Source organism: Ruegeria sp. AJ12, from assembly GCF_056536245.1.
On record NZ_JBQFJJ010000001.1, the window covers coordinates 3,080,928 to 3,095,076 of the forward strand.

The window sequence follows — 14,149 nt, forward strand, 5'->3', positions numbered from 1 at the left end:
TTAATCTGTCAGAAAAGTGGAGAGCGCGATGCGGCTAACTGTATTTCTGACATTTTGCGGATGCTTGACGGCTTTCCTCGGCGGCCCCGCCGCGTGCGCCGAGGACCCGATCACAAAATCCGAGCTTGGGCGGATGCTGTTCTTCGATACAAACCTGTCCGCCAACCGCACCCAAGCCTGTGCCAGTTGCCATAATCCCGAGAACGGGTTCGCCGATCCCCGCGGCATGGCATCCCCCGGCGACGATGGCGTTTCGCTGGGGGACAGGAATGCGCCGACAGCCGCCTATGCCGCGCTGTCCCCGGTGTTCCACCGCAACGCAGAGGGCGATTGGATCGGGGGCCAGTTTGTGGATGGGCGCGCGGCAACACTGGAGGATCAGGCTGGCGGACCGCCCTTGAATCCTGTCGAGATGGGCATGCCGGACAAGGCCTCCGTCATGGCTCGACTGGTTGAGAACCCTGTCTATGTCACGGCTTTCTCGGCGCTGTTCGGCGACGGCATTCTGGACGATCCAGAAGCGGGATACAGTGCAATGACACAAGCCATTGCCGCCTTCGAGCGCACCTCAGAGTTCAGCCCGTTTGACTCAAAATACGACCGCTACCTGCGTGGCGAAGCGGAGTTGACCCGCGGCGAAGAACTGGGAATGGTCCTGTTCTTCTCGCAGCAGTTCACCAACTGCAACCAGTGCCATCAACTGTCGACAAGTGCGATTGATCCACGCGAAACGTTCAGCGACTACCGCTACCATAACATCGGTACGCCGGAAAACGTTGCACTGCGGGAATTGAACGGCGTACCGATCGGAACCATTGACGAGGGTCTGGCCGCCAATCCGGCGGTTGCAGGAGATCCTGCACATCTGGGCAAGTTCAAAACGCCAACGCTGCGGAATGTCGCCGTGACAGGCCCCTACATGCACAACGGTGTGTTCCAAGATCTGCGTACCGTGGTCTTGTTCTACAACATCTACAACACTCGATCCGAGGACCGTATGATCAACCCCGAGACCGGTACTCCGTTTGGGCCGCCGCTTGTCAAAGACACGTTGGCCGTGGAGGAACTGACCCACGGTCCGGCACTGGAGGACGAGCGCATAGACGCCATCGTCGCCTTTCTGAAAACTCTCACGGACGCGCGGTATGAACACCTTCTCGAGGAGTAACTTCGGATGGCCGGCACTATACGCTGGCTACTGTCCAAGAAACCTCAGGAATGTCCGTCTCCTAGGTGTCGCCACGGCGCGAACAGTGCCGAGGTTGGATACCGTATGCCGCTTGTCCGCCCATTGCTCTTGTGTGTTGGAAAGGAATGGGATTGGCCAACGAGCTGTTCAGCAGCCTAAAGTCCTGATCCCACAAAGCATTTGAAAACCCATCAAAAACAAAAACTTACATGGCTATAGCGGATTGGTCAGAGACTTATCAACGGACCATTGTGGCGCGGTCCCACTCTGCATAGTCCGGGCTGCTTTCTCCTCCGATGTCGCCGGTGTAACCAAACTCGACCATGTGCGTGAGGGTGGACCTTTGGTCAGCAAAAATGACGCTGTAGGCCTCAGGCAGCTTCGCTGACGACAGCAGTTTCGTAGCAGCAAAATCCGGCCAGCCGGCGTGATTTGTGCCACGCGGCGCTGAAAACGCGACCCCATGCAAGGACCCGGCGAGGGGGAGATGACAATGACCATGGAAGATATGGCGTATCTTGTCCGTGTGGGGGGCGATGGTATCCGCAAAGCGCTCGTGATCCAGCAACATGATCTTGTCCATGGGCAAGATGCGGATCGCGACCGGGTTATGATGCATGAATATCCACACCGGCCCTGCCAGGGTGTTGAGCTGGTCGGACAACCAGTCCGCACGCCGTTCGCAGAAATGGCCAGCGTGCGTCTCGGGCCCCCATGTGTCGAGGCAGATCGCTGTGCCGAGTGAAAGTGGCACGGTGTACTGCACAAACCCGTCCGGACCCTTAAGTTCGGGGAACGTTCTTAGGAAGATCGCCCTGTCGTCATGGTTTCCGATCAGCAGATGTACCGGGAATGGCAGCCTTGCGATGGACCGCTTTATCCGGTCATAGTCATCGGCATCCCCCCAATCAGAAAGGTCGCCGGTGATGAACATGGCCTCTGCGTCGTGATGCAGAGACAATGCGTGCGAGAGCCCCTTGGCGAAATTGGCGTTTGGGTCACGGCCATCTATCGTATCGCCGGGTCTCGTCTGATGGATGTCTGTGAATTGCAGGAGTTTCATGCGCCTGTCCCTTTTTTGAAGCCCCGAGCAATTGCCCGGGGCCCAGGTCCTGTCTCGGATTAGTTCAGCAGATCCTGAACTTCTTCACTGAGTTCTTCCTGCAACGCACCCATGTCTTCGTGCTCGCCGGTCACGATACCTTCCAGGCCATCATAGATGACCTGTGTTGCCGCCAGGCCATTATCGCCGGGATACGCCTGCCACTCACGCAGCAAAGGCAGTTGCCGTACTGCTGTCGCTTTGGCTGGGTTTTTTGCGTAGAATTCCGCCAGGATGATTTCGTTGGCAGCTTGGTTCGGAGGCATATAGCCTGTGGTTCGGGCAACATCGGCTGCGCCCTCGCCCGAAGTTATGAACTTCAACCACGCCCATGCAGCCTCAAGCTCGGCGGGGTCCTCGGATGTCGAGACCAGAAGTGCGGCATTACCACCGGCGGGCAAACCCATCGGACCAGCCGAGTCCAGACCAGGATACTCATGTGTCACCAAGGTAAAATCACCCATCGCCCGCTCCACCGCACCCACGGCTGATGTTGACCAATACATCATGCCGAGGTCACCGGCCGAGAAGGATGCCAAAGCGGCCTTCCACTCGAGATTCTGCATCTCACAGCCCTGGAACATATTCTGCATGATTTCCAATGCCTTGAGGCCTTCCCGCGTGTCCAGTTGAAAATCAGCGCCCTCAACAGTGGGCTTGCCCTGCGACCACATCAGCGCCTGCAGAAACCAGTTACCGGTGATGTTCCAGCCCCAGAACATTGGGTTTTCGACGCCGGCCTCACGCAGCTTGCCGCATGCCTCGACCACCTCGTTCCATGTGGTGGGCAAATTGGTCTCGTCGTAGCCGGCCCTGGCCATAACTTCCATGTTGTAATAGCCGACCGGGAGGGAAATCGAAAATGGCAATCCGTAGACGTCACCATCGAAGGTACCCAGATCCAGCATGGCTTTGTGGTAGCCGTCTTTGGCAAAGTCTGCTTCTTTGGCGATGAATGGCTCCAAGGACTTGGCGATCCCCTTCTCCACCAGAATAGCCTGACGGTTCAGGCCCTGCATGGTTACATCCGGCAGCGTGCCGGCCACCGCTTCGCGCAGTATCGTGTTTGTGCCATCCTCATATGTCTCGTACGTCGCCCGCATCTTGATTTCAATATTCGGGTGCTGCGCGTAGAACTTTGGCAAAATCTTTTCGTAGGTTACGTCAAAGAGATGGCTGTAAGGATAGCCAAACTCGACAACGATTTTGTCTTCCGCCGCCGCGGCGGTTGCAGCAAGCACAAGGCCCATTGCAGTCACTGTGCGTTTCATTAACTTACTCTCCTGTTACGGGGGCTGACGGTTTGGCGATTGGCAGTCCCCAGTGATGATCCCGGACGGGATGCTGCGGGTAGGACGGGGCAACCCGTCCTACTTCATTCCAGACAGTGTGATCCCCTCGATAAAGCGGCGCTGTGCCAGCAGGAAACAGACAATCAAGGGGGTGACGATGATGCAGGCGGTGGCCATCATCGGCCCAAAATTGTCACCATCGGCATCGCCTTTGAATTCGCGCAGGCCCAACGGCGGGGTAAAGAGTTCCCGGTTTCCGGTGATAACAATGCGTGGCCAGAAATAGTCATTCCAATGCGCCACGACGCTGAAGATTCCAAAGGCCATAAGTGCCGGGATTGCTGTGGGAAGCATGACTCGCCAGATGATTCCGTATTCGGACATCCCATCCATACGGGCCGCGTCAATCAGGTCGTCCGGAACCGTCAGGAAAAACTGCCTCATCAGGAAAATGCCGAACACCGAAATTGTCCACGGGATCACCAAGGCGGCATAGGTGTTTGTCAGCCCCAGTTTGGCCAGCATGATGTAGAGCGGCAAGGCAATCGCATGTACCGGGATTAACAGGCAGAACAGGACCAGACCAAAGACCGCCTCACGCCCCCAGAACCGTAGCTTGGCCAGGGCATAGGCGCAGGGCAAGGCAACAACCACCTGAATAATGAAGATTGAAAGCGTCACGATTACCCCATTGAAAAGATATCGCAGCAAAGGCGCTTTTTCGAAGGCGGTCGTATAGTTGTAGACGATCGGGTTGACCATGCAGTCTTCCACTGCGTTGCCCAGCTTGACGCAGAAATCGTCCCGAAACAGCTGCTGACTGCCAAGAAACCCGCCGGTCTGCTGCATGATCTCGGCCGGCGATTTCAAAGACAGGCTGACCATCGTGTAAAAGGGCAGCAGGACAATCACCGCCCCGACGATCAGGATCGCATGTTTCACTGCCTCGTTTGTCGAAAAGCGATCAGACATAATGCGTCCTCCTCTCGACCAGCCAGCGCTGGATCAGTGTCAGCACGATCACAAACCCCAGAAAAACAACCGTAATTGCTGCACCGATGCCCATCAGGTTCTGCTGAATACCTTTCTCATAAATGGCGAACATCATGACGAAGACGGATTTCGACGGCCCCCCGCCTTGCGGATAGAAGGCCTCGACCATGTCAAAGACCTGAAATGACCGGATGAAACTGATCGTCACGACAAAAACCGTTGTCGGCCCCAGAAGGGGCCAAGTTACCAGACGGAACCTGTCCCACCCACGATGCGCGCCATCCATTTCGGCAGCGTCGTAGAGCGATGCCGGGATCGACGTGAGCCCGGCAAGATATAAAACCATATTGAAGCCGAAACCCTGCCACACGCCGATAAAGCTTACCGTCCAGATCGCATAGTCGCGATCCTGCAGCCAAAGCGGGAACGTTTTTGCGCACCCCTGGGCATACCACGACCAGCTTTCCAGGAATGTGCCGCATCCGCGCTCAAGCGTGGAATTAATCACTCCAATTGTGGGATGGAAAGCAAACTCCCAGACGATGGCCATCGCAATCAAAGCGGCCATTACGGGCAGGAAGAATACGGTTTTGTAGAGGTCTCCAAACCGTCCCAAAGAATGGATAAGCAATGCAGCACCAAGCCCCAAACCGACGGTCAGAGGTACAACCACGAACACATATCGGAAGGTCGCACCAAACATCTTTTCGTAAGCGGAACGGGTGAAAATCTTCTCATAGTTCTCGATCCCGACAAATTCAGCGCCTTGATTTCCCAGGGAATAGTTGGTGAAGCTGAGGCCAACGGCGATCAGAATCGGCAGCAGAAGAATGGCGATCATCAAGAACAGCGCCGGGCCGATGAACCAAAGATGCGCGCGTGACTGCATCATGCCACCTCACGGCTGGCCAATGCCGGGCGCAGCCGTCTGCCATCTGCATCAAAGATAAGCGCCTGCTCGGGATGAAAATCAAAGCCGACGGTCGACCCGCGACCAAATCCCTGGGCCGTCGTCGGGTCAGCGCGCAGGACCAACATGGTGTCTGACCCTGTAACACCGAGATGCAGGAATACATCAGAGCCCAGGTTTTCCCTGTACCGCACTATGCCCTGATATCTTCCCTGCGCGCTGAGAAACAAATGCTCCGGGCGCAAACCCACATGTATCGGCCCGACAACCTGGCCATGCACCGCAAAGCCCGGCTTTGCAAAGACTGTCACCTGACCGCTGCCTGTCACTTCTCCAGGCATGATGTTGATCGAAGGTGAGCCGATGAACCTGGCCACCTGAAGAGAAACTGGATCAGTGTAGATTTCATCCGGTGGCCCGACCTGTAGGATATACCCATCCATCATAACCGCCATGCGATCCGACATTGTGAGCGCTTCGGCCTGATCATGGGTGACATAGACAAAGGTCGCATCCAGATCGCGATGCAGAGCCGACAGTTCCGCACGCATGTGGACGCGCAATGCGGCATCCAGATTTGATAATGGTTCGTCCATCAAAAAAGCGACCGGCTTGCGAACCATGGCGCGTCCGAGTGCTGCACGCTGCCGCTGTCCGCCGGATAGATGCCCCGGCTTGCGCGCCAAAAGGGCCTCAATCTTGAGGGTTTCCGCGACCGTCCGGACACGTTCGGTCATGTCGCGATAGGTGGATCGCGCCAAAAGCGGTCCAATGACCGGCAATCGCCCAACCGGGTTCAACTCCCGCATCTTCAGCGGCGTCATCATGTTTTCGGCGACGCTGAGATGCGGGTAAAGAGCGTAGCTTTGAAACACCATCGCCAGGTTGCGGTCAGAAGGGCGAATGGCCGTAACATCTGTCTCGTTGATTGTGACGGTTCCGCGGTCGGCTTTTTCCAACCCGGCCAGAATACGCAACAGAGTGGATTTGCCACACCCCGATGGGCCGACCAGGGTAACAAACTCGCCATCATGGATATCGAGCGACACGCCCCTGAGCACGGGCGTTTCCCCAAACGATTTCTCGATCGCCTGTAACGATATGTGCGACACCGTTCCGTATCTCCAAATTACTTCGGCGTCATGCTTGCAAACTTGGGTCTCGATTCTGTGACGTAATATTAGTGTTGCTAATAGCCGCGATAGTGCCGCCAAAAGAAGGAGTGCGACATGGCGGCGAACACATATCAGATGCTGGCCCTGGCCCATGTGGTTCGGGAGGGCAGTATTTCCGGTGCTGCACGGCAAATGGGCGTCACACAATCTGCGGTCAGCCAACACTTGGCCAAACTTGAACGTAAGGTCGGCGCACAGGTCCTTTTGCGGAGTCGTGAGGGCATTGTGTTGACGCCAATGGGGCAAGAGCTTTTTCAGTTGGCGGATCAGTTTGCGTCCCTTGATCAACAAATCACCGAACGGTTGCGGGGGCATGCCGCCCTGGACAGAGGCCACCTGACGGTTATTGCAAACGCGCCGCAACCCGCACTTGGCCTCATCGAGCGATATGCAAATCGGTTTCCGCGAATCTCCGTGGATTTCGCGCTTTTCGACTGGGCTTCAGCCATGGAGCGTCTAAGAGACAAACGTGTTGACATCGGGATCGTCACGGAGCCAACAAAGATGCCGGACCTATATGTCCAACCCGTTCATTCTGCACGATATGTGGTATACGCCCGCTCTGACCATCCGCTTGCGAAACGGGACAAAGTGTCCTTGGCAGAAGTCGCGCAATTCACATTGTTGCTGCCGGAAAAAGGCTCGCTGACCCAACGGATTGTAACAGACGCGTTTCTGAAATCCTCGATTCAGCCAAAACGCATTGTGACCATGACCACCTTCCCGGTCATGAAAGAGGCAATCCTGCAGGGGATCGGCGTCGGCATCTTTTTGGAGGCAAGTTCCGTTGCAGAACACAGGCTTCAGGAAATACCGATCACTGAACTCGATCAGGTGTTTGAGACCTGTCTTGCGGTGCCACGGCATAAAACCGGTCTGAGAATCATCAAGAGTTTCCTGGAGACCGTTGACGAGACTTTGTTGTAGGACGCCCATTGGGGTATCACGCACACAAGCGTTGCCCGAAGGTCAAAAAGCAATCAACTCTGTTTACCGCGATGACTATCCGCAATGTCGTCTTCGATCGTGCGGACGCGTCGGGTTGTTTCGTCATGGGGATCAAACCCTTCATTGACCACGGCCTCGATACGGCAGTCTTCGCAAAGCTCCAGGATTTTCAAACGCTTTTCACCTTCTTCTCCACTGAACATCCAATGGTCCGACAGCCGCTTCTGAATGCGTTCAATACCTGTTGGCGTGGCAAATGGCTTGCCACAGGTGGTGCAGCAAAAGGGTTGCTCCTCCTTGAGAATGCGACGTGGCGTGTCCCATGCCTTGAAATCGATCTGCGGCTTGAGCGTGATCGCGTCTTCCGGGCAGGTCTCTTCGCACAGGCCACATTGCACGCAGGCCGTCTCGGTGAAGCGCAGCATGGGCGCCTCGGGATTGTCAATGAGCGCATTGGCAGGGCACGCGCCGGTACAGGCCATACAAAGCGTGCAGGCATCTGTATCCAGACGAACCGCGCCAAACGGAACACCATCTGCCAGGGGCACGGTTTCAGCGGGTCGCGGAGCACTGCGGTTCATCTCGCCAAACGCCATCACCAACAGGCCACGTTTGTCCTCGGGCGGCAGGAAACCGGCGGGGTTTTCATGACGAGGTGCCCGTGGAAGGCCGGCCAGCGCCTCCTCCATGGCGTCCGGGTCATCCGTTTCGATCAGCGATGCCGGCCCGTGTCCGATCGCTGCGGATACCTCGTTCACAAGGGCGAGGCTGGCATGAAGTCCGCTGAGATCGTGCAGCGGACGCGCTCTGCCCAAAAGCGTGACCGCCCCGGCACCATACGCCATCGCGGCCGCCATCACCTCGGGGCCAACCTGCGAGATTTCATTGACGGCAAAGGGGATGACATGGGCCGGAAGTCCTCTGCCAAAGCGCGCTGAGACATCGATCAACGGCTCGCCATGATCGGTATCGTAAAACAGAACTACGGGTGCCCAAAGCCCTCCGGCGTCGTGCCAGGCGCGCAAACCTGCCCGGAGCTGATGCGCCAGGGTTGCGACATCCGGCAGCACATACGAGGCGGCACCGGTCGGGCAGGCCGCCGCACACTGGCCGCACCCCGCGCAGACGTTGGGATCGATGCGGACACTGTCACCGTCGGGCAGGATGGCACCTGTCGGACACAGGTTCAGACACCGGGTGCAGCCGGTGATTTCGTTGCGGGAATGCGCACAGATATCAGCGGTGAAATCGATAAAGATCGGTTTGTCGAAAGTGCCGACCATCTGCGCTGCTTTGTGGACCAACCGGGCGACGGCTGTCGGGTCCCGCGGATCGGCGCGGAAGTAACCCGGTCGCAAATCCGCCGCCGGGAAAAGCGGGGGGTTGCCTGTCAGGTCGATCACCAGATCGGCCTTGGAAACAGCACCGTTTCGCGGGCTTTCGAATTGCAGCATGTGGCGCGAGGACGGCGACGGAGCGGCATAGCTGTCGACGGTCAGATTGAAGGCGCCAAGATGCCCCTCGGTTTTTGCGACCTTACCTTGCAGAACCGGGAAAACCGTTTGTCTTGGCGGAGTTACCTCGGTTCCGGGCATGAGGAGAACGGTGATGTCGAGCGTGTCCGCCAGATCTTGCGCTGCGTTCACGGCCACTTCGTCCCGACCAAGCACAAGCGCTACGCCATTGCTTTCCATGGCTGTGTAGGAAAAGGCCGAAGGTGCAACCTCTGCCGCCGCAATCAGCGCCGCCATTTTTGGCCCGCTCTCAGCCGCGTCTGCTGTCCAGCCGGCTGTCTCACGGATGTTGGCAAAACTCAGATCGACAGCGGGAGCTTCGGTCTCGGCAATCTCGCGAAACAGAGGCGCCTCCTGGGTGCAGGTGACCGTAACGGGATCGCCAATTGCCAACGCGGCCTGGAACCGATCGAGATTGGCACGGCAAAGCTGGTGGGCTGCAGGGTCGCCTCCGCATCCGGCTTTGTTCAGGGCCGTTTCGTCGAGGCGCATGGTCCCCTCGCATGTACAGGTCAGAACAGTCCGTTTGCGGTCAGGGTTCACCATGTAGCTGCCTTCTTGTTGGTTGCTGGTGTCGGCCTCCGAGGCCGGGGCTTGAGGTTAATGAAAGATGCTCTATGTCTCTCGCAGTTCAACCCGCGATGATAGGATCCTTTTGTGCTGGATGAAATTCCACCGCCCAGAAAGCTCACACTTCCACCTCCTTATACAGAGCATTGGCTGCCGATTGGCGACGCGTTCGAAGACGCACAGCGGCGGGCGGAACAAGAAGGCGCGGGATGCCTGACCTGGCACTACGGCAGCAGTGCGGACGGACCCGGTCGCCTTGATTTTGCGGTTGTTCTGGAACCGGAAACGCCGATCGACGACGCGCAGAAAGCGGTCATCATCGGCATGGTTGCACTCGCCGAAGCCGTGGCGGCGCATTGTCCGCCTGAACGGGACGTGCGGTTCGGCTGGCCAACCGAGTTGGTTCTGGACGCCGGTCGTCTGGGCGGCATGCGGCTTGCTGTCGCGCCCGGTACAAACGCGGGAGATGTGCCCGATTGGATGGTTCTGGGTGTCGAACTCATCGCCGACCGAAACCATCTGAACGATGCGGGGGAGTTTCCCAATTCGGTTTCGCTGGAAGAAGAGGAGTTTTCCGACCCGCTGGCGATTGTTGAGAGCTTTGCAGCCTATCTCATGCTGAATTTCGACCGGTGGACCCATTCGGGTTTCGCATCCGTCGCCGCGCTTTATGCGGGGCGGCTGACAACCAACGGTGCCTTGAGTGAAGCGGCTGAACTGGTTCACGACGGTCGGGTCACAAGCCTGAGCGATGGTCTTGCACAAGCCGGCTGGCGGGGCGCCGAAGGTCCGGACCTGTGACGCGGTTGCTGCGCACAATTCGGCTGGACAAGTCCGACGGTGTCATATTCGCACCTGCGGCCAATCCCGATGAATGGGCTGTGCCCGGTACATTCATCTTTGCCGGGCGGGCGGCCGATACCATGAGCCGCAAAGAGCAGATCGCCTTCCGGTCGGGCTTACTGGGGATCACAAGTTTCGGCTGGTCGACACTGGTTGTCGTAACTGAGGCGCGCGGCGATGAACGCGCAGAGGCCGTCACCGGATTGGCGCATCAACTGGTGACACATTTGGGCGCACCGAGTCTGGAGATTGCCCTACCCGCCGCCGAAGAAGAAATAACGCTGTCGGAAGAGCTGTGCCGCGGCCATGACGAAGGCACGCTGATCGCAATTCATCGCCATGTCGACGATATGGGTGCCACGCGCGAGCAGTTCCGCTCTCTGAAACCCAGAGACGAAACAGCATTCTCGGCAGGCTACTTGCAGGGTCACGACCGGGCCTTCCATTTTGTCGAAACCGATGAAGAGGACGACGTGGCCGAAATTGACCTGGCCGCGATGGGCCGTGGGGAGACAACACGATGAGAGAGTTCTGGGTAGCTTCGGGGCATCAGTTAACCCGCCTTGATGAGGCCGCGCGCATGCAGGTGACCGACGAGTTGATCCTGGCCTGGTTGGCTCGGCCCGAGATATTGCCGCCGCCGGACGCGTGCGATGCGGAACGGGCGCTGCACTCCAAACTACTCGCCGCGCCCACGGCTCCGGTGGATGCGGCGCAGATCGAGGCGATGGCGGATGTCGATGCACAGGAGAACTGGCGGTTTCTCTTATGTCTGCGCGATGTGTTGCTGGAGGAAGGGAGCATAGAAGCAGGTTATGTGCGACTGGTGCGCGACGGCGTTACGCTGCCGGTCCTGTTCTACAACCAGTTGGTCCAGCTTATCCTGCGCAACGCGCTGGAAGGATGTGAGGATACGCGGGTCCTGCGCGCCGGAGAGCTGTTTTTCCGGCCTCAACGGGCCTATGTGAACGACGGTGCGCTGATGCTTGCAGATGACGAGCTGGTCGCCGAAATCGAGGCGGACAAGCATGCCGATCCGCTCGGAGCGATGATGAAAGGCGGTGTTGACGCGCTTGACGTGTTGGGGGACGCCAACGGCTGGACCTATTGGAGCCGTTCGGACGCGCATTCCATGGTATTGCCATTCGGGGCGGACCCAAAGGCGCGGGACGCATTGGGGCGTGTCATCGAAATATGGATTGAACACCTGATGGGCCGCAAGGTCAGCGTGACCGCCCTGACGGAAGTGCCGGAAGCAGACTTACGGTGGTTCGTCGGGCTCGATCCCGTGGGCACCGAAATCGGCAATGCGCTTTGGAACGGTGTGGTGCCCAAGAGTGCCCTCGTCGGCATTTTTGCGTTAGACTTCGCAAGTGAAGAAGGGATCGAGCCCGGAGCCAAGGGGCATCCGGTTTATCTTCTTCTGGGAATGGGCAGCGACAACGTGATCCGATGCAAACCACAGAACCTTGTGACAAACCTTCCGATTGTCGAAGCAACAGCCCGACAGTCGGCGCTACAATCGGTCGAGGGCACCTGATGCCTCAGCAGGTCTTTCGGTTGGGCATCGTTGCCGCGTCGCATCCGCCCGCGAACCAGTGGGCTGGCCGTGTACCGCGCCCGGTTGCGGCCATGACGGATCTGCCGATGATGGCAGCAGGCACTCTGATGTCGAACCGAGACGGCATAGAAACCACCTATATGGGCGATCACGCTCTGGTACTTCATTCCGGTGAGACACGGCATTACATCGACAACCTGACCGCAAAACGCCCCTCGGTCTGGGTGGCATTGGATGAAGGCAAGGTGCGTCTGGTCACCGTCGACCCCTACGAAGGAGAGGCTTTGGCGAGTGATCCTGACCGGATCGTCGAAGCCGTGCCGATGCCGACGTCGCTGGTGGCGCAGCTCGAAGCCTTCATTGCGGAGCACCACGTCGAGGAGGTGTTCCACAAACGCAAACGCGTACCAGCGACGTCTGCTGATGATCCGCGCGCGCCGCGCATTATTCACTCCGACGAGAAGTGGGTCACAAGCCGGGGTCGCGCGGGGCGGCCGCCGCGTGGGAAGGGCTGAGATGGCAGAGGATGACCCAAGGCGAGATGGTGAAGGTGCCCTGAGCGCCTGGTCCCGTCGAAAGCGTGCCGCGCGGAAGGCCGACGCGGTTGAAGACAATGACGCTGTGCAACGGACAGTTGAAGACACCGGCGCTGAGGCCGGGACCGAGCCACAGGAAGCAGTGGTTGACGAACAGTACCTGGCGTCGCTGCCTTCGATTGACGAGATTACCGGCCGGACAGATTTGCAACCGTTTCTGAAACAAGGCGTCCCCGCGCAACTTCGTAACGCCGCCATGCGCAAGGTGTGGCTGGCCAACACCCTGATCCGGGATCATGACGATCCGGCGGTCGATTATGCCTGGGACTGGAACGCACCCGAGGGCGTACCCGGTGCAGGCGGTGCGCTCAATGACGAAGGCGTGTCAAAAATGGTGAAAGATCTGATCAACCGCGCCAGCCCGGATGAACCCGAGCAATTGGCGGACGCCGATGGGCAGGCAATGGATGCTGAAACACAGCCATCATCCAAAAACGACCCGACCGAAGCAGATCGCGTGATCGAGAATACCGTCACACCCGCGCCATCTGTTCGACGCAGCGAAAGCTCTGGTCCAGCAGAGTCCGGCACCGTGAGTGAAGGCGAGCCGGGTGGCAAAAAAGTTGCGCGCGGTGCGGGTGACGAGCCAACGCCGAGGTCGCCCCGACATGGCGGCGCAATTCCAAAGATATAGCTTCGGATGAGTTATCTGATAGGATTTGCCTATTATGGTCTTTGGCCGTGGAAGACCCATACCCGAGCGGCTACCTTCAATTCACCAAATCTGATATACTCAGGCCAAATGCCAATTGGGGAGTTGAGTGGCATTGACCCAGGTCGTCAACGAAGACACGCGTGAAAACGCAAAAGAACACACGCGCACTACCGCAGAAGAAAACGTGCTCCGGGCTCAGCAGTGGTCCTTTCTGGCGCGAACTCTGGCTTCTCCTCCCGACTCTGAAATGCTGAAAACCCTGTCGCAGCTCTACGGCGATGATACAGCCCTTGGCCAAGCCTACGGCGTGCTTGCAAAGACCGCGCGCTACGCCTCTGCAGACGACGTTGCGAATGAGTTCTTCGAGTTGTTCGTGGGCGTTGGCCGTGGAGAATTGCTGCCCTATGCCTCGTTCTACATCACCGGTTTTTTGAACGAACGCCCACTTGCCGATCTGCGCCGCGATCTTGCCGTCATGGGAATCGAGCGCGCCAAGGACCGGTTCGAACCCGAGGACCACATTGCCAGCCTGGCCGAAGTCATGGCCGGGCTTGCCGCCGGCGAATTCGACGCAACCCCGCTTGGCTGCGGCGGTGCGGGAGAAGCCGGATTTTTCGCGCGCCACCTGCAGCCCTGGGCAACACAATTCTTTGACGATCTGGCCGTTGCTCCCAGCGCAAAGTTTTATCGCGCGGTGGCCGAGATCGGCAGGACGTTCACCGATGTTGAGATGCGTGCCTTTGAATTGGCGCGCAAAGAGACCGCTGGTTCGCCACGCGGCGCCGCTTAGTAAATCCAGCT

The 14,149-nt window shown here is 58.2% G+C and carries 14 protein-coding genes; 8 read left to right on the forward strand and 6 right to left on the reverse strand.

Annotation, left to right across the window (positions count from 1 at the left end; all coding sequences use genetic code 11):
• The first annotated feature begins 28 nt into the window (after positions 1 to 28).
• On the forward strand, positions 29 to 1,168 hold the full coding sequence (locus ACR3E0_RS15350; protein WP_480479673.1) for a cytochrome-c peroxidase: 1,140 nt from the start codon (positions 29 to 31) through the stop codon (positions 1,166 to 1,168).
• Between the two features lie 259 nt (positions 1,169 to 1,427).
• Here the strand turns inward: ACR3E0_RS15350 and ACR3E0_RS15355 are convergent, their stop codons facing one another.
• The 5 genes from ACR3E0_RS15355 to ACR3E0_RS15375 form a co-directional block, all read right to left on the reverse strand.
• Positions 1,428 to 2,252, reverse strand: a complete 825-nt coding sequence (locus ACR3E0_RS15355) for a metallophosphoesterase (protein WP_480479674.1) — start codon at positions 2,250 to 2,252, stop codon at positions 1,428 to 1,430.
• 59 nt (positions 2,253 to 2,311) lie between these two features.
• Positions 2,312 to 3,562 (reverse strand): extracellular solute-binding protein, encoded by a 1,251-nt coding sequence (locus ACR3E0_RS15360; RefSeq protein WP_480479675.1) that lies wholly within the window; start codon positions 3,560 to 3,562, stop codon positions 2,312 to 2,314.
• Positions 3,563 to 3,661: 99 nt separating this feature from the next.
• Positions 3,662 to 4,555 (reverse strand): carbohydrate ABC transporter permease, encoded by an 894-nt coding sequence (locus ACR3E0_RS15365; protein WP_480479676.1) that lies wholly within the window; start codon positions 4,553 to 4,555, stop codon positions 3,662 to 3,664.
• The gene (locus ACR3E0_RS15370; protein WP_480479677.1) at positions 4,548 to 5,468 is read right to left on the reverse strand and encodes a carbohydrate ABC transporter permease; all 921 of its coding nucleotides are present in this window, start codon (positions 5,466 to 5,468) and stop codon (positions 4,548 to 4,550) included. The genes ACR3E0_RS15365 and ACR3E0_RS15370 overlap by 8 nt, the downstream gene beginning before the upstream one ends.
• Positions 5,465 to 6,598: an ABC transporter ATP-binding protein gene (locus ACR3E0_RS15375; RefSeq protein ID WP_480479678.1), complete on the reverse strand. Its 1,134-nt coding sequence runs from the start codon at positions 6,596 to 6,598 to the stop codon at positions 5,465 to 5,467. Before ACR3E0_RS15375 ends, ACR3E0_RS15370 begins: the two co-directional genes overlap by 4 nt.
• Before the next feature lie 117 nt (positions 6,599 to 6,715).
• On the opposite strand from ACR3E0_RS15375, the gene ACR3E0_RS15380 reads away from it, so the two are divergent.
• Complete coding sequence (locus ACR3E0_RS15380; RefSeq protein WP_480479679.1) at positions 6,716 to 7,588, forward strand: LysR family transcriptional regulator; 873 nt, start codon at positions 6,716 to 6,718, stop codon at positions 7,586 to 7,588.
• A 53-nt stretch (positions 7,589 to 7,641) separates the two neighbouring features.
• Here the strand turns inward: ACR3E0_RS15380 and ACR3E0_RS15385 are convergent, their stop codons facing one another.
• On the reverse strand, positions 7,642 to 9,615 hold the full coding sequence (locus ACR3E0_RS15385) for a 4Fe-4S dicluster domain-containing protein (RefSeq protein ID WP_480479680.1): 1,974 nt from the start codon (positions 9,613 to 9,615) through the stop codon (positions 7,642 to 7,644).
• 165 nt (positions 9,616 to 9,780) lie between these two features.
• Here ACR3E0_RS15385 and ACR3E0_RS15390 point away from each other — a divergent pair, with 165 nt between their 5' ends.
• The 6 genes from ACR3E0_RS15390 (at position 9,781) to ACR3E0_RS15415 (ending at position 14,138) form a co-directional block, all read left to right on the forward strand.
• Complete coding sequence (locus ACR3E0_RS15390; RefSeq protein ID WP_480479681.1) at positions 9,781 to 10,494, forward strand: biotin/lipoate--protein ligase family protein; 714 nt, start codon at positions 9,781 to 9,783, stop codon at positions 10,492 to 10,494.
• The gene (locus ACR3E0_RS15395; RefSeq protein WP_480479682.1) at positions 10,491 to 11,060 is read left to right on the forward strand and encodes a DUF6505 family protein; all 570 of its coding nucleotides are present in this window, start codon (positions 10,491 to 10,493) and stop codon (positions 11,058 to 11,060) included. Before ACR3E0_RS15390 ends, ACR3E0_RS15395 begins: the two co-directional genes overlap by 4 nt.
• Positions 11,057 to 12,076 carry a DUF6352 family protein gene (locus ACR3E0_RS15400; protein WP_480479683.1) on the forward strand — a complete coding sequence of 340 codons (1,020 nt, stop codon included), beginning with the start codon at positions 11,057 to 11,059 and terminating at the stop codon, positions 12,074 to 12,076. The genes ACR3E0_RS15395 and ACR3E0_RS15400 overlap by 4 nt, the downstream gene beginning before the upstream one ends.
• Complete coding sequence (locus tag ACR3E0_RS15405) at positions 12,076 to 12,612, forward strand: DUF3305 domain-containing protein (RefSeq protein ID WP_480479684.1); 537 nt, start codon at positions 12,076 to 12,078, stop codon at positions 12,610 to 12,612. Before ACR3E0_RS15400 ends, ACR3E0_RS15405 begins: the two co-directional genes overlap by 1 nt.
• A gap of 1 nt (position 12,613) precedes the next feature.
• Positions 12,614 to 13,327 (forward strand): DUF3306 domain-containing protein, encoded by a 714-nt coding sequence (locus ACR3E0_RS15410; RefSeq protein WP_480479685.1) that lies wholly within the window; start codon positions 12,614 to 12,616, stop codon positions 13,325 to 13,327.
• 127 nt (positions 13,328 to 13,454) lie between these two features.
• Positions 13,455 to 14,138, forward strand: a complete 684-nt coding sequence (locus ACR3E0_RS15415) for a TorD/DmsD family molecular chaperone (RefSeq protein WP_480479686.1) — start codon at positions 13,455 to 13,457, stop codon at positions 14,136 to 14,138.
• Positions 14,139 to 14,149 lie beyond the last annotated feature (11 nt).

Excerpts from the sequence above, each read along its gene's own strand:
- ACR3E0_RS15350 (WP_480479673.1), top strand. The coding sequence starts at position 29 with ATGCGGCTAACTGTATTTCTGACATTTTGCGGATGCTTGACGGCTTTC.
- ACR3E0_RS15365 (WP_480479676.1), bottom strand. The coding sequence starts at position 4,555 with ATGTCTGATCGCTTTTCGACAAACGAGGCAGTGAAACATGCGATCCTG.
- ACR3E0_RS15370 (WP_480479677.1), bottom strand. The coding sequence starts at position 5,468 with ATGATGCAGTCACGCGCGCATCTTTGGTTCATCGGCCCGGCGCTGTTC.
- ACR3E0_RS15400 (WP_480479683.1), top strand. The coding sequence starts at position 11,057 with ATGAGAGAGTTCTGGGTAGCTTCGGGGCATCAGTTAACCCGCCTTGAT.
- ACR3E0_RS15405 (WP_480479684.1), top strand. The coding sequence starts at position 12,076 with ATGCCTCAGCAGGTCTTTCGGTTGGGCATCGTTGCCGCGTCGCATCCG.
- ACR3E0_RS15410 (WP_480479685.1), top strand. The coding sequence starts at position 12,614 with ATGGCAGAGGATGACCCAAGGCGAGATGGTGAAGGTGCCCTGAGCGCC.
- ACR3E0_RS15380 (WP_480479679.1), top strand. The coding sequence starts at position 6,716 with ATGGCGGCGAACACATATCAGATGCTGGCCCTGGCCCATGTGGTTCGG.
- ACR3E0_RS15360 (WP_480479675.1), bottom strand. The coding sequence starts at position 3,562 with ATGAAACGCACAGTGACTGCAATGGGCCTTGTGCTTGCTGCAACCGCC.
- ACR3E0_RS15355 (WP_480479674.1), bottom strand. The coding sequence starts at position 2,252 with ATGAAACTCCTGCAATTCACAGACATCCATCAGACGAGACCCGGCGAT.
- ACR3E0_RS15385 (WP_480479680.1), bottom strand. The coding sequence starts at position 9,615 with ATGCGCCTCGACGAAACGGCCCTGAACAAAGCCGGATGCGGAGGCGAC.